The organism is Rossellomorea vietnamensis, from assembly GCF_008180415.1.
Taxonomy (GTDB): domain Bacteria; phylum Bacillota; class Bacilli; order Bacillales; family Bacillaceae_B; genus Rossellomorea; species Rossellomorea vietnamensis_C.
Window position 1 is genome coordinate 505141 of record NZ_VTEI01000003.1, and the last position, 25461, is coordinate 530601.

28 protein-coding genes and 1 pseudogene are annotated in these 25461 nt (G+C 44.1%); 1 reads left to right on the forward strand and 28 read right to left on the reverse strand.

Translation table 11 applies throughout. The features are described from left to right. Nucleotides 1-7: 7 nt before the first annotated feature. The 3 genes from FZC78_RS08535 to FZC78_RS08545 form a co-directional block, all read right to left on the reverse strand. On the reverse strand, nucleotides 8-310 hold the full coding sequence (locus FZC78_RS08535) for a DUF4212 domain-containing protein (RefSeq protein ID WP_148939276.1): 303 nt from the start codon (nucleotides 308-310) through the stop codon (nucleotides 8-10). A gap of 14 nt (nucleotides 311-324) precedes the next feature. After that, entirely contained in the window at nucleotides 325-507 is a 183-nt protein-coding gene (locus FZC78_RS08540; protein ID WP_148939277.1) for a hypothetical protein, read from the reverse strand. Between the two features lie 533 nt (nucleotides 508-1040). Further along, nucleotides 1041-1967 (reverse strand): peptidoglycan DD-metalloendopeptidase family protein, encoded by a 927-nt coding sequence (locus FZC78_RS08545; protein WP_252183555.1) that lies wholly within the window; start codon nucleotides 1965-1967, stop codon nucleotides 1041-1043. A 197-nt stretch (nucleotides 1968-2164) separates the two neighbouring features. Between FZC78_RS08545 and FZC78_RS08550 the strand changes: the two genes are divergently transcribed. Next, nucleotides 2165-2599, forward strand: coding sequence for a VanZ family protein (locus FZC78_RS08550; RefSeq protein ID WP_148939279.1), 435 nt, complete (start codon nucleotides 2165-2167; stop codon nucleotides 2597-2599). A 384-nt stretch (nucleotides 2600-2983) separates the two neighbouring features. Here the strand turns inward: FZC78_RS08550 and spoIID are convergent, their stop codons facing one another. The 25 genes and pseudogenes from spoIID to FZC78_RS08670 form a co-directional block, all read right to left on the reverse strand. Continuing rightward, nucleotides 2984-3997, reverse strand: coding sequence for a stage II sporulation protein D (spoIID, locus tag FZC78_RS08555; RefSeq protein ID WP_148939280.1), 1014 nt, complete (start codon nucleotides 3995-3997; stop codon nucleotides 2984-2986). A gap of 277 nt (nucleotides 3998-4274) precedes the next feature. After that, nucleotides 4275-5594 carry a UDP-N-acetylglucosamine 1-carboxyvinyltransferase gene (gene murA / locus FZC78_RS08560; RefSeq protein ID WP_148939281.1) on the reverse strand — a complete coding sequence of 440 codons (1320 nt, stop codon included), beginning with the start codon at nucleotides 5592-5594 and terminating at the stop codon, nucleotides 4275-4277. Nucleotides 5595-5626: 32 nt separating this feature from the next. After that, nucleotides 5627-6367 carry a YwmB family TATA-box binding protein gene (locus tag FZC78_RS08565; RefSeq protein ID WP_148939282.1) on the reverse strand — a complete coding sequence of 247 codons (741 nt, stop codon included), beginning with the start codon at nucleotides 6365-6367 and terminating at the stop codon, nucleotides 5627-5629. 274 nt (nucleotides 6368-6641) lie between these two features. After that, nucleotides 6642-6875, reverse strand: coding sequence for a DUF1146 family protein (locus FZC78_RS08570; protein WP_148939283.1), 234 nt, complete (start codon nucleotides 6873-6875; stop codon nucleotides 6642-6644). 273 nt (nucleotides 6876-7148) lie between these two features. Further along, a complete protein-coding gene (locus FZC78_RS08575) occupies nucleotides 7149-7553 on the reverse strand; it encodes a F0F1 ATP synthase subunit epsilon (protein ID WP_148939284.1) in 405 nt (134 codons plus the stop codon). Nucleotides 7554-7575: 22 nt separating this feature from the next. Further along, nucleotides 7576-8994: a F0F1 ATP synthase subunit beta gene (atpD, locus tag FZC78_RS08580; protein ID WP_148939285.1), complete on the reverse strand. Its 1419-nt coding sequence runs from the start codon at nucleotides 8992-8994 to the stop codon at nucleotides 7576-7578. 77 nt (nucleotides 8995-9071) lie between these two features. Next, entirely contained in the window at nucleotides 9072-9929 is an 858-nt protein-coding gene (locus FZC78_RS08585) for a F0F1 ATP synthase subunit gamma (protein WP_148939286.1), read from the reverse strand. A 101-nt stretch (nucleotides 9930-10030) separates the two neighbouring features. Next, entirely contained in the window at nucleotides 10031-11539 is a 1509-nt protein-coding gene (gene atpA / locus FZC78_RS08590) for a F0F1 ATP synthase subunit alpha (protein WP_148939287.1), read from the reverse strand. 99 nt (nucleotides 11540-11638) lie between these two features. After that, nucleotides 11639-12178: a F0F1 ATP synthase subunit delta gene (locus tag FZC78_RS08595; protein WP_148939288.1), complete on the reverse strand. Its 540-nt coding sequence runs from the start codon at nucleotides 12176-12178 to the stop codon at nucleotides 11639-11641. Beyond that, the gene (locus tag FZC78_RS08600; RefSeq protein ID WP_148939289.1) at nucleotides 12175-12690 is read right to left on the reverse strand and encodes a F0F1 ATP synthase subunit B; all 516 of its coding nucleotides are present in this window, start codon (nucleotides 12688-12690) and stop codon (nucleotides 12175-12177) included. The genes FZC78_RS08595 and FZC78_RS08600 overlap by 4 nt, the downstream gene beginning before the upstream one ends. 169 nt (nucleotides 12691-12859) lie before the next feature. Next, nucleotides 12860-13072, reverse strand: coding sequence for a F0F1 ATP synthase subunit C (atpE, locus tag FZC78_RS08605; protein ID WP_071410520.1), 213 nt, complete (start codon nucleotides 13070-13072; stop codon nucleotides 12860-12862). Nucleotides 13073-13148: 76 nt separating this feature from the next. Then, a complete protein-coding gene (gene atpB, locus FZC78_RS08610) occupies nucleotides 13149-13859 on the reverse strand; it encodes a F0F1 ATP synthase subunit A (protein ID WP_148939290.1) in 711 nt (236 codons plus the stop codon). A 22-nt stretch (nucleotides 13860-13881) separates the two neighbouring features. Then, nucleotides 13882-14256: an ATP synthase subunit I gene (locus tag FZC78_RS08615; protein ID WP_148939291.1), complete on the reverse strand. Its 375-nt coding sequence runs from the start codon at nucleotides 14254-14256 to the stop codon at nucleotides 13882-13884. A 6-nt stretch (nucleotides 14257-14262) separates the two neighbouring features. Beyond that, complete coding sequence (locus tag FZC78_RS08620) at nucleotides 14263-14484, reverse strand: AtpZ/AtpI family protein (protein WP_148939292.1); 222 nt, start codon at nucleotides 14482-14484, stop codon at nucleotides 14263-14265. 383 nt (nucleotides 14485-14867) lie between these two features. Further along, nucleotides 14868-17081 (reverse strand): S8 family serine peptidase, encoded by a 2214-nt coding sequence (locus tag FZC78_RS08625; protein WP_148939293.1) that lies wholly within the window; start codon nucleotides 17079-17081, stop codon nucleotides 14868-14870. A 162-nt stretch (nucleotides 17082-17243) separates the two neighbouring features. Beyond that, nucleotides 17244-17873, reverse strand: coding sequence for a uracil phosphoribosyltransferase (gene upp / locus FZC78_RS08630; RefSeq protein WP_113928275.1), 630 nt, complete (start codon nucleotides 17871-17873; stop codon nucleotides 17244-17246). Between the two features lie 511 nt (nucleotides 17874-18384). Then, nucleotides 18385-19626 carry a serine hydroxymethyltransferase gene (gene glyA, locus FZC78_RS08635; protein WP_148939294.1) on the reverse strand — a complete coding sequence of 414 codons (1242 nt, stop codon included), beginning with the start codon at nucleotides 19624-19626 and terminating at the stop codon, nucleotides 18385-18387. Nucleotides 19627-19822: 196 nt separating this feature from the next. After that, nucleotides 19823-20821, reverse strand: a complete 999-nt coding sequence (locus FZC78_RS08640; protein ID WP_148939295.1) for an anti-sigma factor — start codon at nucleotides 20819-20821, stop codon at nucleotides 19823-19825. Further along, nucleotides 20818-20940: pseudogene (locus tag FZC78_RS24245) on the reverse strand (RNA polymerase); the annotation flags it as partial. The pseudogene FZC78_RS24245 and the gene FZC78_RS08640, both read right to left, overlap by 4 nt. 36 nt (nucleotides 20941-20976) lie before the next feature. Further along, complete coding sequence (locus FZC78_RS08645) at nucleotides 20977-21351, reverse strand: RNA polymerase sigma factor (protein ID WP_252183556.1); 375 nt, start codon at nucleotides 21349-21351, stop codon at nucleotides 20977-20979. A 199-nt stretch (nucleotides 21352-21550) separates the two neighbouring features. Beyond that, nucleotides 21551-22117 (reverse strand): TIGR01440 family protein, encoded by a 567-nt coding sequence (locus FZC78_RS08650; RefSeq protein ID WP_148939296.1) that lies wholly within the window; start codon nucleotides 22115-22117, stop codon nucleotides 21551-21553. Nucleotides 22118-22157: 40 nt separating this feature from the next. After that, on the reverse strand, nucleotides 22158-22604 hold the full coding sequence (gene rpiB, locus FZC78_RS08655) for a ribose 5-phosphate isomerase B (RefSeq protein ID WP_148939297.1): 447 nt from the start codon (nucleotides 22602-22604) through the stop codon (nucleotides 22158-22160). 209 nt (nucleotides 22605-22813) lie between these two features. Then, nucleotides 22814-24109, reverse strand: coding sequence for a methyl-accepting chemotaxis protein (locus FZC78_RS08660; protein WP_148939298.1), 1296 nt, complete (start codon nucleotides 24107-24109; stop codon nucleotides 22814-22816). Nucleotides 24110-24133: 24 nt separating this feature from the next. Beyond that, a complete protein-coding gene (locus FZC78_RS08665; protein WP_148939299.1) occupies nucleotides 24134-24586 on the reverse strand; it encodes a low molecular weight protein arginine phosphatase in 453 nt (150 codons plus the stop codon). 187 nt (nucleotides 24587-24773) lie between these two features. Further along, the gene (locus FZC78_RS08670) at nucleotides 24774-25328 is read right to left on the reverse strand and encodes a manganese efflux pump MntP (protein WP_148939300.1); all 555 of its coding nucleotides are present in this window, start codon (nucleotides 25326-25328) and stop codon (nucleotides 24774-24776) included. Between the last annotated feature and the right edge of the window lie 133 nt (nucleotides 25329-25461).

Genomic DNA, 25461 nt, shown 5'->3' on the forward strand with positions numbered 1-25461 from the left:
CCATAATTCAATGATCCAGCGTTTTACCATAACTCAGACTCTCATTCTTGCTTTCATCGATGCCGTATTTTTTATCAATGGAATCGCTGACCCGCGCATTTACAAAGAGCAGGATGATAAAGATGACGATGGCGCCTTGTGCCCCCATAAAGTAATGGAAGGGATAGCCGTTGATCGTCAGGTCCGTCAGGCTGTCAGCAAATAGCACAACCCCGAATGATGAGAGTAACCCAATAATTAAATAAATGGCGGTATACCGGTTTTTTTCTTTGAAATATTGATCTGCTGCGGCCTTTTCAATTTTCTTCATGTTCCATCCTCCTTTTAAGATAAGCTGAAAATGAATTTAACCGTATCAATGAATGGCAATGGGACGAGTATCACTTGGGCAGCTCCATATCCAAACAGTGAGAGGAATGGGATGGCCAGGAAAACAACTTTTCTTTTTTTCAGAGCGAGCACCAGGCACACTCCGGTTATTAGAATGAAACTAAGATATAAAAGCAACTCAAACCCTCCTTCTTGTCTTAACACCCCTAAAGATATTATTAAATTTTCAGAATATTTATTCATAGAGTCATTATTAACAGTTTATGTAATTTGGTCAAGTAGTTTCATGTGACATGAATTGCTTTATAGGTGCTTTAAAAGCATTCGGTGTTTTTCTGATATATCTTTATTCAGAAGTAATAATGATTCATAGTGGACAAAACGTTTTATTTAGAAAGTATTTCTGAAGTCGAATTTCCCCGGAAATTTTTTCAAGAAGACAATTTCCTCCTCAGTCATTCTTGGCAAGGTTTAAACAACAAGGCTGTTTTTGTATATATTGATGCTTTAGGAAAAATCCCAAGTGTCGGATTTTTCCCTGGATACTGAGGTATTCCTCTCTTACCAGAGAGTGCAGCTCTTTTCTTTCTTCCCATTGTTTCTGGTGATTTTAAGCGATATCTAAGCATTTAATGATAAATAGCAGCAAAGTAGGAAAAGAGCCTCCTCAAAAAAAGGATTGCCCATATATCGGGCAACCCTTTGTTATTTTATTCTTCTTCAGAACCGCTATCTTCTGTTCCTTCGTCAGTGCCTTGATCAGCGTTTTCTTCAGCGTCAGTGTCTTCAGTTCCGTTTTCTTCTTCAGCGGAATCTGAACCTTCTTCACTTTGAGTACTTTCTGAACCTTCTTCTTCAGCACCATCTTCACTTTGACTGTCGGCAGCATCCGGAACGTCTGTTTCTGCTTGATCATCAGCTTGTGCATCAACATCTGATTGCTTCTCATCAAAAGATACTTCTTGAAGTGTAGCTAGAGACTTATTAACATATTCTTGTGGATTAACAGCAACTTCATCTTTACGGATTTCAAAGTGTACGTGTACTCCAGCTTTTTCATTGAACAAACTTTGGGAAGCTGCTGCAAGTTTTTGTCCTTGCTCTACAGTATCGCCTACTTCAACCGCGAAGTCCTTGACTGATTGGTAACGAGTGACAATTCCTTTGTCATGCTCTACTTCGATCATGTTTCCTAGCAGAGAATCTTCTTGGACTTTTGTGACTGTGCCGCTCATTGCAGCAAGTACATCAAAGTCTTTTCCGCCAAGTGAAATGTCGATACCTTGGTTTGGATGATACTGATTGTCATACACAATCAAAGCTGCTTCTTGCTCTTGTTCTGAAGCGTTAGCATCGTAGAATCCTTTTTCGATGACCACTTCATTTTCATCAGCTACTGGCATTACGAAATTTTCCATTGTCCGGTTGACTTCGACTGCTGGACGGTCAAACTCGTTACCCGTTTGAACATCCTCTTCATAACCAAGTTCTTGATCTTCTGCAACATCATTTCCAGCTGCTTGATACCAAAGGATTGCTGTAATAATGATTGCTGCACTTGCCAAATACATTGCCGGGTATGCCCAGCGTTTACTAAAGAATTTCTGAGAAGGTCGTTTCTTTTCTTCCTCTCTCATTTCCATCACCTCAGCAATCATTCTGAACACTTTGAAAGTAATATATACATTCTCTTGAAAAAAAATTTTACTTCTTATCATTCGACAAAGCATTTATAAATATGTATGTTTTATCACATTTTCTTTTTTGATATGGAAGAAAGCTGGGTTAATGGTAAAATAACAAGAAGAATATTTTCTACAGGAAGGATTTTCTCATGTTAAGAATCGTTAAATGGGCACTGACGGCAGCCCCATTTATATATATGGCTTTAATTTGGTTTATGTCGAGCAATCCTGCAGATATGGTCATCAAAATGGATGATGAGTGGTTTGACCGTACATTCAAAGAATCTCTTCATCTCGTAGAATTTGCGATCCTGTATGTCTTATTCATCCTTGCCTTACTGGCACATGACCGTCTGACATATGCCGCAAGCTTTGCTGCTGCCCTGGCAGCCGGCTTCTATGGCCTTACAGACGAAATCCATCAATCCTTTGTCCCTTATCGTTCCGCTACCCTGATTGATGCAGCAAAGGACCTTTTCGGAGTAGCTGTTTGTTTGCTGATTGTCAATCGGACATATTTCAGAAATAAGAATCATGCGATCGCACGGGGGATGGAGAAAGTACGGGTAAAATTAAATGGTTAGCAGATAAATAAAGAAGCGTGCCGGCGAATTTTGCTGGCACGCTTTTTTCATTAATTATCCTTTACAAGTTGATATTATATTCACAACATTTATTTCTCAATTCATACAACATCAATTACTAGGACATGTTATCTGTTTTATCGAAGTAACAGGTACTATTTAAGTGAGTGGCCCCTTATGTGAGATACAGATAAAGTTTGCAGGTAAATATAAATTTTTTAAGTTAGACCTAATTACATACTTTGCAGGATTGAATCGGAAGGTGTGCGACCTCCTGCGGGACTAGCGGTCGTCTAGTTCCACCGCCTAGCCCCTCGGAGTCGCGCATCTGGAACGGAAAGCCTAACTCCGGATACAAGTTGAAAATGCAAAGTTATTTCTTGCTTACTTTTTAGCCGTAAACTGCTTTAAGATTGTATCCGAAGAACTTACTTTAACATCTTTATAATAATGAGTGACAATTTCCTCAAAGCTTTTGCCTTCCTTTGCCATCCCATTTGCTCCATATTGGCTCATGCCGACTCCGTGCCCGAACCCTTTAGTGGTGATGACGATATGGTCGCCTTTTCGATACCAGGTGAAGTCAGAAGAACGCAAATCGAGCTTTTCACGAATTTCCCGTCCGGTGAATTCCTTGCCGTTGATCACAACACCCCCAACTCGCTGACCGGGTGTTCTATCAGTTATGGTGCCCACGGATCCATCTCCTGCAAGACTGATGCCTAGCTTTTCCTGAAATTCAGTGACCGGTACGACCTTCTGGGAGTTGAATTTCGGTGAATCTGCATCCCATGGACTTTCTACGCTTTTTAAATAAGGTACAGCATTTGGCCAGTAGGCTTCGGAATTCTCTGTAAAGCCATTGCTTGTAGAAAAGAAAGCCGCATCAATCGGATTACCTTCATACGTCAGGATCTTTCCTTTGGTCTCCAGTACTGCTTTCGCGATTTTTTCCATCTTCCATTGATAGTCGGCTCCCCAGTGCTTCTTAAGCTCTTCATTATTACTAAAAACTTGATGGGTAACCGTATCGGTAACATCAGCACCTTCTGGGACATTTCCGCTTTTATTCATCAATTGATTTACAATAAATGTCCTGGCTGCCAGTGCTTGTGCCTTCAAGGCCTCTATTTCAAAATCGGCAGGCATTTCTCCCGCCACGACTCCAACGACATATTCCTCTAATGGAAGCTTTTCAATGATCTCTTTGCTGGACCTGTAGACAGCGACCTCCACTGAATCTTCCAATAAGGTGGTCTCTTTCGGCTTCTTGCTTTCCTCGTCCAGCTGGCTGCTTGCTTTATTATCTGAGAAGGGAAGCACTACGAGTGTGGGTACTAGAAAAGTGACGGCCATTAGGATTGCGACTGTAATGATTACTGGTTTGAACTGCTTCATGTCCGATGCCTCCATAACAATGATTAAAGCGAAGAAGCCTGAACTTCTTCACCTCACTTCATATCTATGGCAGTGGACAAGCAATTATAACTACGAAATGCAGAAAAAAATGAAGAAGAGGACGCTGGCTTTATCACTTTAAAGCATAAAGCGGGACAGTCCCTTTTTGTGCTTTAGAGCATTGAAGCAGGCAAGTTATTTTATTCCAGCGGCTATGTATGTTAGTCTGATAATTGAAAAAAGCTCTGCAGATGCAGAGCTTCTGAAAGATATCTATTTACGCATTAAGGTCTGTTATGATTTGTTCATCAGACGTAAGGTTCACTTCGTCTTCCATTTCTTTCACACGCTCAATGTCCGCACCGATTCCTGCCAGTTTTTTATGGAAGTCAACATATCCGCGGTCAAGGTGCTGCAGTTCCGTTACACGAGTGTATCCTTCTGCAACAAGACCAGCAATAGTCAATGCTGCTGCTGCACGCAAATCGGTTGCTCCGACTTCCGCACCTTGCAGGGTCACAGGTCCGTTAATGATCACAGAACGGCCTTCAATTTTAATATCTGCATTCATACGGCGGAATTCTTCTACGTGCATAAAGCGGTTTTCGAATACTGTTTCTGAAATGACGCTTGTTCCTTCTGCACAGAGCAATAGAGCCATCATTTGTGACTGCATATCAGTCGGGAAGCCTGGGTGAGGCATTGTTTTGATATCAACAGGCTTTAATTTTTCCGGCCCGATGACTCTCAATCCATCTTCCTCTTCAATGATTGTAACGCCCATTTCTTCCATTTTCGCAACTAAAGAGGACATATGCTCTGCGATAGCACCTTTAACGAGCACGTTTCCTTTTGTGATTGCCGCAGCAACCATGAACGTGCCTGCTTCGATACGGTCAGGGATGATACTATGCTCGACACCATACAGGCGTTCAACCCCTTCGATACGGATTGTTCCTGTACCAGCACCTTTGACGTTTCCTCCCATTTTATTCAGAAAATTAGCAAGGTCTACGATCTCAGGTTCTTTAGCAACGTTTTCAAGGATGGTCGTACCTTCAGCAAGTACAGCGGCCATCATGATGTTCTCCGTTGCTCCTACACTTGGGAAGTCCAAATAAACTTTCGCGCCTTTCAATCTTCCGCCATCGACTTCAGCTTCAATGAAACCATTACCGACTTTCACTTTTGCTCCCATTGCTTCAAAACCCTTAAGATGCTGGTCGATCGGCCTTGAACCGATTGCACAGCCTCCAGGCAATGCTACACGCGCCCGGCCTGTTCTGCCAAGCAAAGATCCCATTACCAGTACAGAAGCACGCATCTTGCGCACGTATTCGAATGGTGCTTCCACTAATAACTCTCTGGATGCATCTACTGTGATTTCGTTATTAGTAAATGAAACATCTGTATTTAAATGACGTAAAACTTCATTGATCGTATATACATCGGATAGAGTAGGTACATCCTTGATGACACTCTTTCCTTCACTAGCTAACAATGTAGCAGCGATCACAGGCAAAACAGCATTTTTAGCACCTTCTGCTTTTACAGTACCGTTAAGACTCTGGCCGCCGCGGACGATAATTTTTTCCAAGAGTATTCCCCTCCGCGTCCAATTTCTCTATATTAATATTCAACCATAAGGATGGGTGTGCCAATGACAAAGGTTGTCTGTGTGCCCATTCCTTTTTTCCGCAGGCCTAGTTGCAAGTTCATGTGTTGATGATCAGTCGGCACAAATTGTTCGAATTTATTTGAGAAAGCTGATATTGAATAAAAATCGTTTTCTTTTAATGATTCCATCTCGTTCGCATCTAAAATAGAAAGTAACTTGTTTGATTGCTTTGATAAAACACCGTCAAGTGTATCACTGAATTCGCCTTTGATACAAGAGAAAATAAAGGGTTCCCCTGCAAAATAATTATTCAATTTAGGAAGATAATGGTTTTGAATAGACTGTTTCGTAAGATGATCCCATTTGTTTCCGCGGAATTCGTATAACACATACGATTGGTGGTTGTCATCTTTTGTCGTTATCACTTTAATCATCTCTACCCCGGATGCATGCTCAATTAAACCTTTTAATTCTAGACTTTCATTATTTTGGGTATACTCCCAGCGAAAGTCCGGATTTTCTTTTTGCATACTTTCTACATAAGTTGTAAAACCTTTATCCGTGGAGAAATTTAAGTTTTCTCTTGCATATAGAGACCATTCAGTAATACGTCCGTCAGATTCAGTAACCGCATCTGCGAGCCGTTCTATATCTAAAGGATGAGTGGATGCATTAGTGTATTTACCACTGATTACAATCGTAAAACAAATCCCCGAAATTAATACCAACAGTAAAAGTGTATATTTCTTCATATTCTCTCCCCCTTATTCACAGTCTTTCCTGTGAGGGGCGGAACATACTTGGGAATTGTCGTCATCTTTTTACATATTTCAAAGGCTCACTATATTCTTTAGCTCTTTATATTTTAGACTCATCTAAGAAGTTTGTGACTGTTTCATTCACTCTGCTGTCAATGTAATATTGGAATCCGCTTTGTGAAAAGAAACACACAATAGAAAGCATACTCAATCCCGCTGTATTTGAACACATGTACAACGACCTATTTTTTTACAAATTGGTGACAGTTTATAAAATAAAAGGCAGCTGCTGCGACCACATTAAATAATCGAGAAAGAAATTCCCCACTATGGATCCCAAAGCAATTGACATCAGAATGAACAGAAGCCTCGCCTGAAAAATCCGATTCGCCCTCAAGAACTTATCAAAATTCAAAGCTTGCAATGCCCAAAAGCTCACGGCAATAAATGTTAAATGAACAAGCATGTTTGTGATGGCTTGTTGCCCGAAACCTTCTAACATATCCATTACTCCTCACATAAATCTATGTAAAAAATTCGACATCAAAATATCGCAACTTTCGACATATACCCTATTGTAGCACACCTAAACTTCTCAAAAACAAATTTTACAAATATTTCAGTGCTCTTTAATACCTGTAAAGGTGCAGAGGGCACAGTCCCTTTAGCTCACTAACGATTTACAGCGCGAAGAGGGACTGTCCCTTTTAATGGTTTAATGCACTAAAAAACGCCTTCCCGGTCAGGAGAGGCGTTTTTAGGGTTTGTTGTTGTTTTAGAAATTGCGTTCATGCACGTCGATACGGTTCATTGCACGACGAAGGGCTAGTTCTGCGCGGCGGAAGTCGATTTCTTCCTTGCTCGCATTCAAGCGGGTTTCTGCACGATTTTTTGCTTGCTTGGCACGTTCAACATCAATCGCTGTTGATCTTTCTGCTGATTGCGCCAGAATTGTCACTTGATCAGGGCGGACCTCCAAGAAGCCGCCGCTGACAGCTACAAGCTCAGTGTCGTTGCCATTTTTCAAACGGACGGCACCGATTTGCAATGGAGCAACCATTGGAATATGTCCTGGAAGGATTCCAAGCTCACCACTTTGAGCTTTGGTGCTTACCATTTCCACTTCAGATTCGTACACTGGGCCATCGGGAGTGACAATATTGACCTTTAATGTCTGCATTTTATTCCCTCCTGGTCCCTGATTATACTTCTACACCCATCTCTTTTGCTGCTTTCAGTACGTCGCTCATTGGACCTACAAGACGGAATGCATCTTCTGGAATGTGGTCATACTTACCTTCAAGAATCTGTTTGAAGTCTTGAACAGTATCTTTAACTTCAACATAAGAACCTTTTTGGCCAGTGAACTGCTCAGCAACGTGGAAGTTTTGAGACAAGAAGAATTGAACACGGCGTGCGCGTGATACAATCAATTTGTCTTCATCTGAAAGTTCATCCATACCAAGGATTGCAATGATATCTTGAAGTTCTTTATAACGCTGAAGCGTCTGCTGAACTTGACGTGCAACACTGTAGTGTTCTTCTCCAACAATCTCAGGAGAAAGCGCACGTGAAGTCGAAGCAAGAGGGTCCACTGCTGGGTAGATACCCATCTCGGAAAGCTTACGCTCAAGGTTTGTTGTTGCATCAAGGTGAGCGAAAGTTGTTGCCGGAGCTGGATCCGTATAGTCATCGGCAGGTACATAGATCGCTTGGATCGATGTAACAGAACCAACGTTAGTGGAAGTGATACGCTCCTGCAATTGACCCATATCCGTTGCAAGTGTCGGCTGGTAACCAACCGCTGAAGGCATACGGCCTAGAAGGGCGGAAACCTCAGAACCTGCTTGTGTGAAACGGAAGATGTTGTCAACGAACAGAAGAACGTCCTGTCCTTGCTCATCACGGAAATATTCAGCCATTGTAAGACCAGTCAGGGCAACACGCATACGCGCTCCCGGCGGCTCGTTCATTTGACCGAATACCATTGCTGTTTTCTTGATAACTCCAGAGTCGCTCATCTCGTGGAAAAGGTCATTTCCTTCACGAGTACGCTCACCAACACCGGCGAATACGGAAAGACCGCCGTGCTCTTGGGCGATGTTATTGATAAGCTCCTGGATTAAAACGGTTTTACCTACACCGGCACCACCGAAGAGTCCGATCTTACCACCCTTAATATAAGGAGCAAGAAGGTCTACTACTTTAATACCAGTTTCAAGGATTTCTACCTCTGTAGAAAGTTGATCGAATTTAGGTGCTTCTCTGTGAATTGGATCACGGCGGGCACTGCTGTCGATGTTTTCATCAAGGTCAATTGTTTCACCAAGTACGTTGAATACGCGTCCTAGAGTGACATCACCAACTGGAACGGAGATAGGAGCCCCAGTGTCTGCCACTTCGATTCCGCGAGTCAATCCATCAGTGGAATCCATCGCGATTGTACGGACCGTATCATCACCTAGGTGAAGGGCAACTTCTAGTGTTAAATTGATGCCTTTAGCATCTGCTTTCGCTTCTTGTTTGACAACAAGAGCGTTAAAGATATCAGGCAGTTGACCGTTTTCGAACTTAACGTCAACAACCGGACCCATTACTTGAAGAACGTGTCCTTTGTTCATCTTTTTCCCTCCTATCTAGCTTTTGACGACCATTATAAGAAAAGGCTGGGCAGGATATGCTCCAGCCGCTATAAGTTTTATTCTAATGCTGCTGCTCCACCGACGATTTCGGTGATTTCCTGAGTGATGGCAGCCTGGCGGGCACGGTTGTAAGAAAGAGATAAGCTGTTGATCAATTCCTTCGCGTTATCCGTTGCAGACTTCATCGCTGACATACGGGCAGCGTGCTCACTGGCTTTACCATCAAGCAATGCGCCGTAGATCAAGCTCTCAGCATATTGAGGAAGCAGTACTTCTAAAATATCTTCCGCAGAAGGCTCGAACTCGTAAGATGTCATTTTAGCTGAAGTATCAAGATCTGTCAGTGGCAGAACTTTCTTTTCAGTTACATCTTGCTGAATGGCACTGACGTAGTGGTTGTAGTATAAGTACAACTCATCATAAGCGCCATCAGAGAACATGCCTACCGCTTTGTTGGCGATATCTTTTATATCAGAGAAACTCGGCTGATCCGGGATTCCAGTAATGCCTTCAATGACATTGAAGCCGCGCTTCTGGAAGAAGTCCCTGCCGATACGGCCGATTGCGATTATAGCAAACTCATCATTGGATGAATGACGTTCTTTGATTTGATTATGGACAAGTCGTATAACATTACTGTTATATGCTCCCGCTAAACCGCGGTCAGACGTGATGACCAAGTAGCCGGTTTTTTTAACGGGGCGGGAGACTAGCATCGGATGGGATGCGTCTGTGCTTCCAAGAGCAATCGATGAAACGACTTCCTGGATTTTCTCCATATAAGGAACGAAGGCTTTCGCATTCGTTTCAGCACGGGCCATCTTTGATGCAGAAACCATTTGCATAGCTTTAGTTATTTGACTTGTCTTTTTCGTAGAAGTTATACGAGATTTAATGTCGCGTAACGATGCCACTGGTTCTCACCACCCTTTTTATTGTTCGGACCTTACCTTAAAAACACTCGACAGGGCAAGCGGGGTCCCCCGCCGTCCTGCCGTTGTGATTACGGTTTGAATTATTCAGACTTGGCAAAAGTTTTCTTGAATTCGTTGATGGCAGCTTTCATTGCATCATCTTCAGGAAGACCTTTTGTTGTTCTGATATGGTCTAACAACTCAGTATGGTTGTGATCTAACCAGCTAAGGAATTCTTCCTCGAAGCGTCGTACATCTCCAACAGGGATATCATCAAGGAACCCTTTAGTCAAAGAGTAAAGAATCATTACTTGCTTCTCAACTTTAATCGGTTTGTTAAGATCCTGCTTCAGCACTTCTACTGTACGAGCACCGCGGTTAAGCTTCGCTTGTGTCGCTTTATCAAGATCAGAACCGAACTGGGCGAATGCTTCCAGCTCACGGTATGCCGCCAGGTCAAGGCGAAGCGTACCAGATACCTTTTTCATTGCTTTGATCTGGGCAGAACCACCAACACGTGATACTGAAAGACCAGCATTGATTGCTGGACGTACGCCAGAGAAGAATAGGTCAGACTGAAGGAAGATCTGTCCATCCGTGATGGAGATTACGTTTGTCGGGATATAAGCAGAGATATCGCCTGCTTGCGTTTCAACGAACGGAAGTGCAGTGATTGAACCGGCACCTTTCGCATCACTTAATTTAGCTGCACGCTCGAGTAGACGGCTGTGCAAGTAGAATACGTCACCAGGGAATGCTTCACGGCCTGGAGGACGGCGTAATAGTAGTGAAAGTTCACGATATGCTGCAGCTTGCTTGGAAAGATCATCATATACAACTAGAACGTGCTTGCCGTTGAACATGAATTCCTCACCCATTGTTACTCCCGCGTATGGCGCAAGGAATAACATTGGAGCAGGCTGGGATGCAGATGCAGTCACGACGATTGTGTAGTCAAGCGCACCATGCTTACGGAGAGTTTCTACTGCGTTACGCACAGTGGACTCTTTTTGTCCGATAGCCACATAGATACATACCATGTCTTGATCTCTTTGGTTAAGGATTGTATCGATCGCAACAGATGTTTTACCTGTTTGGCGGTCACCGATGATCAATTCACGCTGTCCGCGTCCGATTGGCACAAGAGCATCGATCGCTTTGATACCAGTTTGAAGCGGCTCATGAACAGATTTACGGTCCATAACACCAGTTGCTTTACTTTCAATTGGACGAGTTTTTGTAGAATTGATTGGGCCAAGACCATCAACTGGTTGTCCAAGTGAGTTTACAACGCGGCCAATAAGTTCTTCACCTACAGGAACTTCCATGATACGGCCTGTACGGCGAACTTCATCGCCTTCCTTGATATCGCGGTAAGGTCCCAGGATTATGATACCTACGTTGTTTTCTTCAAGGTTCTGTGCCATACCCATGACACCGTTTGAAAACTCAACAAGCTCTCCAGCCATGACGTTGTCGAGGCCATGAGCACGTGCGATACCGTCCCCGATCTGGATTACCGTACCTACGTCGCTTACTTTCATTTCTGACTGATAGTTTTCAATTTGCTTTTTTATCAGCGCACTGATTTCTTCAGCTTTAATGCTCATGAATTTCACCCCTCTATGGTTACATTGGATTTTGTCAGGGTAACTCTATGTAGAGACTCCCTTATATGAATGCAGGGTCCTAAAATAGGACTGCCCGTCTTAGTTACGGATTAATTCACGCTCTAAGCGCTCCAGCTTGCCTTTAAGGCTTCCGTCAAAAATGCGGTTGCCGATTCTCAGCTTCATGCCGCCGAGAAGGCCTGGGTCTGTAATGTTTTCAATACGCAATGAACTTTTTCCGACTTTTTTCGCGAAAGACACAGACAGAGCTGCTTTTTCTGCTTCATCCAAAGGACGGACAGAGTACACTTTCGCTTCAGCAATCCCGCGTTCGTCATTGGCAAGTTCGATAAATGCATCAACAAGTGCAGTGATCTGGTCTGCGCGGTGACGGTCCACAAGAAGCATCAGGGTATTCATTACATAAGATGAAGCAGATGAAAACGCTTCTTTAAGGATTTCCTTTTTCTTCTCTACGGAGATGCGCGGAGTTTCAAGGAGGGTATCCAGATCTTTGTTTTCTTCGAATACGGTTCTGACTATGCGAAGCTCCACTTCAATTGATTCTAACTGATTATGTTCTTTGGCAATTTCGAAAAGAGCTATCGCATAGCGTTTTGCTACTGCAATATTACTCATCGCTCTTCTCCTGCCTCTTGAATATAATCATTGATCAATTTCTGCTGATCTTCCACACTAAGTTCTTTTTCAATTACTTTGGATGCGATAAGGACAGATAATGATGAAACCTGTTCACGCAGCGCAGTGACAGCTTGTTCTTTCTGCGTCTCGATTTCACGCTTAGCCGCTTCTTTCATGCGCTCACCTTCAGCGCGGGCTGTTGCGATGATTTCTTCACGCTGCTGGTCACCTTGCTTCTTGGAATTCTCGATCATTGTTTGAGCTTCTTGACGAGCTTCCTTTAAAAGCTGGCGCTGTTCTTCAAGCAAGTTGTTTGCTTCTGTACGGCTGGATTCCGCCGCGTTGATTTCACTTGCTATATGGCCTTCACGTTCCTTCATAATCCCCATGAGTGGACCCCATGCGAATTTTTTCAGCAACGCTAGCAATACGATGAACATGGCAAGCTGGAATACGATGTCTCCACCGTTAAAATCAGCTGCACCAAGGACAAATGCGTTTGTTAGCACGCGATTTCACTCCCTTCAAGAGACATAGCTTCTCTAATAGATACGCTTGTTTAACTTACTAGTATATTCCTTAACTCACTAAATCAGTGATTGAAGTCATGAACATAAAGGAATGGCGAAGGTTCTCAAGGAATGATCTTCGCCATTTTGGAACGAGTGTAACTTCCGATTATTGACCTTGTACCATGAACGCGATAACAACGGCGATGATTGGAATCGCCTCAACTAGTGCTACCCCGATGAACATTGTTGTTTGAAGCATACCACGTGCTTCTGGCTGACGTGCGATACCTTCAACTGTACGAGATACGATAAGACCGTTACCGATACCGGCACCAAGTGCTGCCAAACCGATTGCGATTGCTGCTGCTATTAGACCCATTATTAATTTCCTCCTCAAATGTATGAAAAATTTTTTTCTTAAATAGGTTTTTGTTCAAAAATGAACAGGGTATATATTAATGGTCTGCGCTCACTTTGTGAGAAATGTAGACCATTGATAACATTACGAAGATAAATGATTGGATTGCACCAACAAATATCGAGAATCCTTGCCATGCCAGCATTGGCAGTATTGCTGCAAGAGTTCCGCCCACGCCTGTAACGGCTAAACCTGCCAATAGTGTCAGCAAGATCTCACCAGCGTAGATGTTTCCGTAAAGACGAAGACCTAATGTGAGGGTGTTCGCAAATTCCTCGATTACCTTCAGCGGGAATAAGAACCACATAGGTTTAAAGAAATCTTTTCCGTATTCACCGAAACCTTTCATCTTTATACCATAATAGTGTGATAGACCAACAACAAGTACCGCCATCGTTAATGCGATGGTAGGATCGGCTGTCGGTGATTTCCACCAGAGTTCGTGGTCAATGACCACTGAGAATGGAAGACCCAGCATGTTAGATACAAAAATGTACATAATCAATGTGATTCCGAGGATATGGAACCTTCCTCCGGTTTTCCAGTCCATGTTGCTTTTGATGATGTTTTTGACGAAGTCCATGATCCATTCCATAAAGTTCTGAATGCCGGTTGGTTTCATGGCCAGTCGCCGGGTTGATACAACGGCAAGCAGGAACACTATCGCACTTGCTACCGTGATCATTAATACATTTGCCAAGTTAAAGGTTAAGCCCAGAAACTCAGCGGTAGGATTTTCATGATGCAATGAAATTCACCTCTCTTCCCCGCTATTTATGAAGTTGAAGCTGTTGAATCAAATAATCTATCATAATGACAAGATATGATGTCATTAATCCAATAACAACGCTCAGAAGATGAAATCTGTCCGGGTATTCCATAGCGATGATGACAGCGAAAGCCGCACCAGCCATCCGTGAAAACGTTCCCAAAGAACGAACTTTTTCTCCTGCTACAATCTTATCCCCAAACCTGGCCGTCCTTTTGACCATGACCCAATGGTTGAACAAACTGATGCCTGTCCCAAGAATGAGTCCGAGGAAGACTGTTTGATAGTCTGTGAATCCCCAGCCAAGAACATAGATAGAGAGCAGAAAGAGTATGTACTTGCGATGTCTGATGAACATCTGTTGAATTTCCGGCATAAATCATTAGTCTCCTGAAAAGTAAGAGCGGACCGTACGGAGCATTCCATAAATTCCTGTTGATAGTCCAAGGAATAGTCCGATTACTAAAAAAAGTGGCGCGGTATCCAGATAACTGTCCAGCCATCTTCCAGCGAAGATACCAATCAGCATGGATCMGACAAGTTGCGAGAGAATGGCCGTGTATAAAGCCATGGCCTGTAACGGGCGTCTAGTACGATGACGCATAGGCATCCCTACATTTCCGGGGATTTGCGGTAAAACTTTTACACTTGTAAAATGCAAAGTTTTTTGGACAAGATAAAGTTTGTGAAAACCCTATCATTTCATATCCTTTGTAAGCATACAATAGGGCTGAAATGATGTCAATGCGTTACAGTGAAAAAGTTCACAACCTTGCCACGTGTTTCTGTTTTGTTCACAAAATCATCAAATTTGTAAAAATGTGCTGAATTTAGATGCCATTTACATTATATAAGAATAGACGGAAAGATATAAGGGGGAGATTTGATGAAATAATTGCCAATCAAACTATAGGAGTGGACAGGTCCTTCTTCAGTGCTACCTTTCACTATTAAGATTAAAAGAAGGAAGCAGACTTCACTGCCTCCTCACCTGTACCATTCAATTAAATTTTCCTGATAATCCTCGTCTCCCTTGGCCTTCGCAAACGCCACTGCATAAAATGTCTTCCCTTTAATAGAAGAAGGAAGGTCCACCTGATTGCCTATCATCCCAGCCGCCTGCTGTTTTTGATCCAGGATGGCGAGCAGCTGCAGCGTTTCCTGGTCAAATAACGCGAGCGCAAACTCTTCTGCACCTCCAGGAAGATAAGCTTCATACCTGAGTGTGTCGGGCTCGTCACCCGGCACGGCGGCGAAGCCCATAATCCGTGGATAGTCAGGGGTACCGGCAGCGATTAAATAAGGAAGGGTATATTCATTGGTTCCTTCATCCAGCAGGAGCTTTCCTTCCCAAAGGACATGTTTATCAGGGAATTTTTTGATGATGGCTCGAACCGTTACTGACTTTTCTTCACCGGGCTTTAACTCAAAGCTCATCGGCAGTTCCCACCTAAGGTCATCTTTTAACTCTGCTGGGTGAAGGGAGTAAGTTTTGGGTTCTTTTCCCTGATTTTGAATGGTGATCTTTCTTTCCAAGTATTTTTTCTTTTGATCCTGCAGCCCGCCCATGGAGATGGATGCTGGATAAACGAACGTCTCGAGCTGAAGGGCTTTATCGACTTGGATCCTTCCCGCTCCTTGTTCATAGACTTTATATGGGATACCATTTCCATCCGATATCTCTTTTGCCGAAAGCATTAAAGCCGCCTTTAATTGTGGACCCTTCCACCCGGGATGCGCCTGTTTTAAAATGGCTGCAGCCCCGCTGACATGCGGTGCTGCCATGCTTGTACCCTGCAGGGACATGTATCCGTCCGGAATGGTGCTGTTTATATCGACCCCTGGTGCCGTCACATCCGGCTTGATCATCCAGTTCACCGTTACAGGCCCTTTCGAACTGAATGGAGCAAGTCTGTCTTGTTCGTTATTCAATGTAATGGATACTCTGCTTCTTGTATTTAGTAACTTTTTGCCTTCTTCTAAAGAAATGACTGCTGCCGGGATATCCTTATCGGTTGAGACCATCGCCGCAAACAGGCCTTTTGTGTTGTTGTAAAGCAGCACTCCTTTAGCGCCGGCTTTTTCTGCATTCTCAATCTTTTCTTCAAAAGTATACTTTCCTCTTTGAATCAATGCTATTTTTCCAAAACTCCCCTTCAGCTCTACAGGAGAACCCAGGCCTCCGTCATACACATCCGTATATCTAATCTCCTTCCATTGTTCAGTCTTATCAATAGAAAGAAGACGGATTTTTTCTTTGCCTATTCTGAGATAAGGAACATCCGTTGGCGGGGTCGAGGCTCCTACTGCAAGTGACTTGGCGGAAGTTGCCGGCGTCCCGATGGTCCAGTCCCCCGGACCGGAATTTCCGCTAGCGACGACAGGGAGGATGCCTTTGTCCGCCACCTTATCCAACGCCTTGCTTAGTGGAAGGTCCGGTCCATTTACTTCACTCCCGAGAGAAAGGTTGATGATGTCGACTTTGTCTTTGACTGCTGCTTCTATAGCGGCCAGCACCTGATCCGTCGTTCCCCTCCCGCCTGGACCAAGCGCGCGGTAGATGTAGAGGTCCGCATTAGGCGCCATGCCCTGCAAAGTTCCATTAGCTGCGATGATTCCGGCCACATGGGTTCCATGGATAGTGGAATATCCGTTCCCTGGCAGGGTCTCCATCGGCTCTTTGTCACCGTCGACGACATCTCTCCCTCCTTTAAAGTTCCGCTCTAGGTCCCTGTGATGAAGGTCCATGCCGGTATCGATGATCCCCACCTTAACTCCCTTGCCGGTTAACCTGTTTCCATTTTGGTCGAAGTACCCCCTTGTCTTCTCAGCCCCGACAAATGGAATGGTACTGTCTCGTTTTATTGTGTAAGTTTGCGCTTTAGTTGTGGTCAGTTTCGTTGATTTCGGATGGGCTGCCAGGAATTCTGTGATCTCCGATTGTTTTCCTTTGATAGAGTAGCCGTACAGGACCTTTGTGAAAACATGCCGGAGCTTTACCGAGGGATAGGGTTTGAGCTCTTCCCGGATTCTAGTTGAGTCGACAGGCTGAGGAGTTTCGATGATAAGGATTTCTTCTTGGTCAGGCTGCTGCTTGAGCGGCGGCATTTTAAAGGCCTTTGCTGCTGCCGGCTGAGGTTCCAGGGGTATCAGGAGGTTACTTAGAAAAAAAAAGAATATAAGTGCACTAATTTTTCGCATACGGTGTGGTTCCTCCTTTTCTCGTTAGCTTTTGTTGAAGGAGGCGGGAGTATGCATAGTGGAAAGTTTGTCGGTGGGAGGTGTTGGTGTTGGGGATTTATTGCTTTAAAGCAATGAATCCCGCCTCTTGTAGTGGAGAGGCGGGATTCTGAACCATTTCTATTATTTTGTGCCGTACAAACGGTCGCCAGCATCGCCAAGGCCAGGAACGATATATCCTTTTTCGTTCAGTTTCTCATCAAGGGCAGCGATGTAGATGTCCACATCCGGGTGGGCACTCTTAATGGCGTCTACCCCTTCAGGACATGCTACTAAACACATGAACTTAATGTTTTTGGCTCCGCGCTTTTTCAGTGAATTGATCGCTTCGACAGCCGACCCGCCGGTAGCCAGCATTGGATCTACGACGATGAAATCACGCTCTTCGACATCACTTGGAAGTTTTACATAGTACTCAACAGGCTGAAGTGTCTCCGGGTCGCGGTATAAACCTACATGTCCCACTTTCGCAGCAGGGATCAGTTTCAGGATTCCTTCTACCATTCCAAGGCCAGCGCGCAGGATCGGCACGATTCCAAGCTTTTTACCGGCAAGCGTTTTGGTTGTTGCCTTGCTTACAGGTGTTTCAATTTCAATTTCCTCTAAAGGCATATCACGAGTGATTTCAAAGGCCATCAATGAAGCCACCTCGTCTACAAGCTCACGGAATTCTTTCGTTCCCGTTTCTTTTTGTCTAATGAACGTCAGCTTATGCTGGATTAATGGATGGTCGAATACATATACTTTTCCCACTGAAATCTCTCCTTTTTATGTAAAAATAACGTTGCTTTTCATATTTATACTCCGTCCTATTTTACATAAAAGTATAGTGAGTGGCAACGTTTGTGGAAAGATGTCATTTTCTCGTAAAAAAGGAGATGTCCTTTCAGATATTGGGATAGTCGTACATCATGGACAGCGGTGTTAAAAGCTGCTGGCGGGAAGGGATACAGGGTGATAAAAAGTTTTCGGGAAATAAGGGGAGAATTCCCGCTTATTTAAGAAACAGCATCAAAAACAACTAAAATAAGCGGAACTATTTCCCTTATCCTCTTAAAAAGATGCTGAAAAGGTAGGGTTTACTGTGCTTAAGCGAAAAATGTACGCTTATCTACCCCAAATCGAATCCTATTCTACAGCTTAACCGGTAAATGTCCGCTTCTTTAGATATAACTTGTTACTCAACTCTCTAGAACTGCCGGGAATAGCGGGTTCAATACCCTCAAAAAAACCGCCAACTAAGCCGGCGGTTTTGACTTACATCTTATTTATTTTCATATAAAGGGAATTTTGCAGTCAATGCCTCTACACGATTTCGTGCTTCTTCCAGCTTCTCTTCATCTTCATGGTTTTTAAGCGTGAAGGCAATGATCGAAGCAATTTCGTCCATCTCTTCCAAGCCAAATCCGCGGGAAGTAACCGCAGCTGTTCCAATACGGATGCCGCTTGTTACAAATGGACTTTCCGGGTCGAATGGAATCGTGTTTTTGTTTGTCGTAATTCCGATATCATCAAGGACTTTTTCAGCCACTTTTCCTGTCATGCCTAACGAACGCAGGTCCAATAGAAGTAAGTGATTATCGGTTCCGCCTGATACGAGCTCCATGCCTTCTTTTACAAGGCCTTCACCCAGGCGTTTCGCATTGTCGATAATGTTCTGTGCATATGTTTTAAAATCGTCTTGAAGGGCTTCACCGAATGCCACTGCTTTCGCTGCGATGACATGCATAAGCGGGCCGCCCTGAATTCCAGGAAAGATGGATTTATCAATCTTCTTTGCAAACTCTTCACGGCAAAGAATCATGCCGCCGCGAGGTCCGCGAAGGGTTTTATGAGTTGTTGTTGTTACAAAGTCAGCATGCGGGACCGGATTTGGATGCAGACCGACCGCTACAAGCCCTGCGATGTGAGCCATGTCCACCATGAGATATGCGCCGACTTCATCCGCGATTTCACGGAACTTGCTGAAGTCTATTTCCCTAGGGTAAGCAGATGCACCCGCAACAATCATCTTCGGCTTATGTTCAATTGCCTTTTGGCGGACGTCATCATAGTCAATCACATGCTTGTCCTTATCCACCCCGTACTCGACGAAATTGTATTGGATTCCGCTGAAGTTCACGTGGCTTCCGTGAGTCAAGTGTCCACCATGGGACAAGTTCATCCCCAAGACTGTATCTCCCTGCTCCAATACAGTGAAATAGACCGCCATGTTGGCCTGCGCGCCGGAATGCGGCTGAACATTTGCATGCTCTGCACCGAAAATTTCCTTTGCACGGTCGCGCGCAAGGTTCTCGGCAACATCGACATATTCACACCCGCCATAGTAACGGCGTCCAGGATAACCTTCTGCATACTTATTCGTTAAAACCGACCCCTGCGCTTCCATTACGGCTTCACTGACGAAGTTTTCTGAAGCGATCAGCTCAATTTTGGTTTGCTGGCGATGCAGCTCATCTTGAATCGCTTTATAAAGCTCTTGATCTTGCACTGCAATCTTGCTCATACGGATCCCCCTTCAATTTACGGAAACGTTTACATCCCGTTTCTATCAATCTCGAAAAATTCAAATTCCTTTTATATTCTAACATGATTCTCTCAGAGAATAAACTTGTAAAAAGGAGCCGTGCAGGGAGCGCTTCATTGCTTTAATGCACTAAGAGGGACTGTCCCTCTTAGTAGTTTAGCGTGTTAAAGCACAATTAATAGCGATCCCAGTTCCAGTATTCCATTCCGCCGACCTGCACTCCGTGGATCCCTTCGATTTCTCTTAGTTTCAACAGCTCTTTAACAGGGCCTGTCACAACGGCTCCATAGACGCTGAATCCTTCTTTTTTCAGATAATCATATCTCTTTTGCAGGTGGTCGAGGCCAAGGAAGTCCTCATAATATCCTTCATCCTCTTCTTTCAAAAATATTTCCATGCTGTCCAGCATCGCTTGCTGCAATTCATCCAAATGCCTCGAGTCCATTAGCATTTGTGATTGAGACATATAGTCTTCATCATGAGTACGGCCGCTAGATAACCCGTACACTCCCATCAGCTGCATATCGTTGCCGCCGGAACTAAAGCCGGCATTGAATTCTTTCATCTCCCCTGTATACAGCGGCATCCAGAGCACTTGCAAATCATACTTTTCCAAGGTTTTTTGAAGATCGTCCGCATCCATGAATTCGGTTGTCGAGAAAGCAAGCTCTGAAACAGTCCCCTTGTGAACCTTTTCTAAAGTGGACCACGCAGAGTCAGAAGTATCGGGTGCATATTTTTCGCCCGTCTTAGGATTCTCCGGCAGATAAAATCTAAAATGTTCAGCGGGCTGGTCATTATTCCACTCGTACCGAAGTTGAGAACTCCATGGGAGAAGTCCCTTTTTCATATGAATAGTCCCTGCTGAAAAGTCTTCTTTCCCAATTTGCTCGAACAGCGGGACCTCCATTTTTTGTGTCCAGAATCCATTGGTTTCACTGATGGGATGTGACATCGTTGATTTAACATTGGGAAACTTCCAATCAAGCATGAGATTGATGTTGTAGAGATGTTTATGATTCCATTTCAGAGAATCCGCTACTATATTTACGCCCATGCTATAGAAAGAATAGAGCAAAAAGACCGCTATGATAACCTGAACGATGCGGGCTGTAAATTTAAAACGATACTTTCTCATGATTTTGTTTTCCAGCTTATTATCCCATTCCGTCATTGACCCTCACTCCTTTCTGCTTTTTCATAAATTTCCTTTAACTTTTTCCTTGCTCTGAATAGCTCCGTTTTCACCTGTGCCTCTGATAACTCTAAAGATGATTGCAGCTCTTTATATGTAAACTCCTCGTATTATCTCAGATAAAGGATGGTCCTCTACTTTTCCGGCAAATGCATGAGCAGCTCCTTTACTTCGTGAATCCCAGCCTGCCTGACCACTTCTTCTTCAGGAATTCCATATGGACTGACCATCTCTTTTTCTTTCATCAACCTTGAAAGAAACGGGATCCTCTCCCTTCTCTTACGTTTACGCCATTCATCTAAATATACGTTCCTGGCCACCTTGAAAAGCCAAGCCTTTGCATTTTCCGCTTCTGAAAATTCCAGGGACACCGTTGCACGGATAAACGTTTCCTGAACGAGGTCCTCTGCCAATTCCTTGCTCCCTGACAGCTTTACCAGGTAGTAAAATAACTGCTCTGCATACTTTCGATATAATGTCTCAAGACTATGCCTCTGTTCATCATGCACCAGCTCCCCCCCTTTTCTATCTACTTAGTCAACGTATGAGTGATGAGAATGTTACAAAATAAATGAAATATTTTCGCTTTAGCACTTTAAAGCGCGAAGAGGGACTGTCCCTGATGGCGCTTTAAAGTGCTAAAGCATGAGGGCACTCCATCCCATAAAAAAATGACGGAACGATTGTCCGCCATTCTCTACTGCCCTCTTAGCAGGATTTATTTTCTGGGGTTGGTTCGTAGACAGCACGGGTTCCTCCGATAAGCTTCGGCCTTGTTTTCGCGAGTGAGACATGAGCTTCACCCAGCATTTTCTGTGAGACGCGTATCGGAACAGCCACGTGCTTCATATGCATGCCAATGAATGTCTGTCCGATATCAATTCCGGCTTCCGCTTTGATGAATTCGACAACCACCGGGTCTTCAAATTTTTCATAGGCGAAGGTCGCCATAGCTCCCCCGGCTGTTCGAACCGGGATCACCGAAACTTCTTCATAGCCTCTTTTGTCAGCCCATTCTCTTTCCATGACCAGTGCACGGTTGAGGTGTTCACAGCATTGAAAGGCTAAGCCTGCCCCATGTTCCCAGGCGAACGCTTTTACCCTATCAAAAATGACTTCAGCCGCTTCCGAGGTTCCTGCCGTTCCGATTTTCTGCCCAATCACTTCTGAGGTCGAGCAGCCTATGACCAGCAGATTTCCTTGTTTTAAAGGCGACTGCTCTTTGAACTCTGTCAATATGGAATTCAGTTGGTTTTTGAGAACTTCGACATCCATCTTTACTGCCTCCTTCTCTCCACTTACAGACTGTAGTAACTTATTTGACTCTCTCTTCATACTCAGCAATCTTGCCGATACGGCGCTCATGGCGTCCGCCTTCATATTCAGTCTCCAGCCATACCTTTGCGATTTCTCTGGCAAGACCCGGTCCGATGACTCTTTCACCCATAGCGAGAACATTACTGTTATTGTGCTCGCGGGTTGCTTTTGCGCTGAATAAATCGTGCACAAGCGCACAGCGGATCCCTTTTACCTTATTGGCTGAAATGCTCATCCCAATTCCGGTCCCGCAAATCAGGATGCCCCGGTCATATTCCCCGCTCGCCACTTTTTCGGCAACAGGCTGGGCATAGTCTGGATAATCGACGGATGTATCACATTCACAGCCAAAATCATCAAACTCGATTCCTAGTTCATTCAGCAAATCTTTTATCTCTTCCCGAATATTCATACCGCCATGATCTGATGCAATTGCCACTTTCATGCCGTATTCCTCCTGCCATAATGAGTTATAGTTTAATTTTTACATACCCATTGAAAATTATAAAGAATAATTGGTTTTGAACTGAAATTATTGAATAATATCGCTACTCAAAAGCATTCGACAAATAAAGACAAAATCCGGGTGGTGACAGTCACCACCCGGATTTTAAATAGACCCGTCAACCAAGAGCTGACGGGTCTTTACCTATCTTATAATCGAAACCGGGTAATGGTGCTTTTCAGGCTCTCCGCCTGTTTTTGCAAGTCAAGAGCAAGCTGTTCTACATTTTCCATAACTGATGCTTGGTCTTTTGTGGCTGCCGCTACTTCAACTGCACCTGCTGATGTTTCCTCAGCAATGGCCGCTACTTCCTGGGACTGTCTTGAGGTTAATTGGATATAGTCCATCTGCTCATCCACAAGACCTGATATTTGCTGTACGGATTGAGCCATGTCGTTGATTGTCACAGTCATTTCCTCGATTACCACATTTGTTTGATTGCCTTTTTGTACTTCATTATTGGCATTCTCCACCTGGGTCGTAATCCTGCCTACGACGTTGCTGACTTCAGATTGAATATTTTTAATCAGCTCTGAGATTCCTTGAACAGCCTTGCCGCTTTCATCCGCAAGTTTCCTAACTTCCTCCGCTACCACCGCAAAACCTTTGCCGTGTTCACCCGCTCTTGCCGCTTCAATGGAAGCATTGAGGGCAAGAAGATTTGTCTGAGCCGCAATATCCCCTACAAGCTGGATGATCTGCTCCACTTTTTTCGCGTTATCCTCCAAGCGTCGAACGGCCTCCAGAGAATCTTCGTTTCCTTTCGCCAAAGCGGCAATTCCCTCAACAAGAGAGTTAATCACCTTTTTGCTTTCCTGAAGATCCTTCAGCATTTCTGTTGAAATCGTTTCGGAGGATTTTGAACGGTGTTGGACTTCCTGTGCAATCCTGATGACATCATCGACTGATTCAGCCGTCGATTGGATAGAGGCAGCTGAACTTTCAGCACCTGCCGAGATTTCACTTATGGTTACAGCAATTCCTTCAGCCTGTGTCGATGCCTTTGATGATGCACTGGATATATTGACCACTGTGTTATTCGTTTTATTGAAGTTTTCGTCGATGTTTTGGACCATTTCTCTTAGGTTTGCCAGCATGTTGTTAAAAGCTGAACCAAGAGAACGGATTTCGTCGTCAGACTCCGGCAGCTTTACGTCATCATGGATATTTCCAAGGGATGCCTCAATAGCAGCTTTTTCCAAGTTCTGAAGGGGCTTAGTGATAAAACCCGCCACGAAAAATGCCAGGACACCCGACCAGAAGATTCCCATTGCCAATGTCGCCGTCGTAAAGACCGCTTCGTTCATGCCGGCCGCAAAAGTGGGGCGGATATAATAAATAAAAAGTGCACTGGTGGAGTATGTGATGACAGCCAGCAGCGTAATGAATAAGACCAATTTCTTCCTCAACCCAAATTTGTAGTTTTTCTTCTCATCCGTTTTCACACCAAAGTTCCCCTTCCGTAATCCTCAAGATTTCTTAAGTTTCTCTATCAACCTGTCGATCAAAGCATCCAATTCTTTATAGGTGGTCCGGTAAACCTCCACACTGCGGCCGAAAGGATCCGAAACATCACGATCCACTGCGGATTCTGTAATGAATTCTTTAAGCGTAAACATTTTGTCTGCGGCCTGTGGATGTATGGCAGCAATGTTTTGCTTGTGCCTCTCTGTCATTGTAAAAATATAGTCTGCCCAGTGAATGTGTTTAGGGTTTAACAAACTGGATTGGTGTTCATGTATTATATCGTTCTCTTTTAAAACTTCTTGAGTTTGAAAGGAAGCTTCTTGTCCATCTGCCGCAAAAACTCCAGCAGATTTAACGTTGAACGCACCTTTCCCTTTATGTCTTAGCAGCGCTTCCGCCATTGGGCTGCGGCACGTATTTCCTGTACAAACAAATAAAATATTCATCCTTACCATCTCCTTACCCCTATTATAAGCCAATGTCCAACAACTCTATAGCAACAGGAATTAAATTATATTATAAAATAAAAAACTCCCCATCAGCGCTTTAACGCACTGAAAGGGACAGTCCCTCTTTGTGCATTAACGCATAAATGCGCTAAGAGGAACTGTCCCTCTTAGCGCATTTATGAACTATAGAAATCTAAAATGGCAGCAAAAGTTTAATTCCAAAGGCGAAGAGTATGAAGCCTCCAAGCGCTTCGCTGTATGACCCAAGCCACCCTTGGACCCGACGGCCGACCAGAAGCCCTGCCCAAGTCAGGATGGTGGCAGCCGCACCAAAACAAATCACCGCGGCGGCAGTTCTCGCTCCGAATATTCCCAGCGTCAGGCCGACTGAAAAGCTGTCCAAGCTCACACTCAGCGCGAACAGCAATAAGCCAAAGCCCACCGGAGTCATCACTGAACTATCATCATCTTTAAAGCTCGCTAGAACCATTTGGATTCCCAGCACAATCAGCAGCACTCCGCCGGCATAGGCAGCAAATGCACCGAATTTTTCAGAAAGAAATTTTCCTGTCATCATCCCGAGCAGCGGCATCCATACATGAAAAAGCCCCACCGTAATTCCTATGTAAAAAATCTGTCGTAAGCGAAGCTGTATCATTCCCATTCCTATTCCTATCGAAAAGGCATCCATCCCAAGTGCAAATGCCATCAACATCAACGTAAATAATTCAGCTAGAACGGTCGTCATTTCATATCCCCCTTTGGACGTGCCTACATCACACTCTATGCACGTCCAGAGGAATTTATTTCTTAAAAATACAAAAGCAGCGGGAAGTATCCTGTGTCCCCAAAAAGAAATGGGATAAAAATTTCAAAAGGCA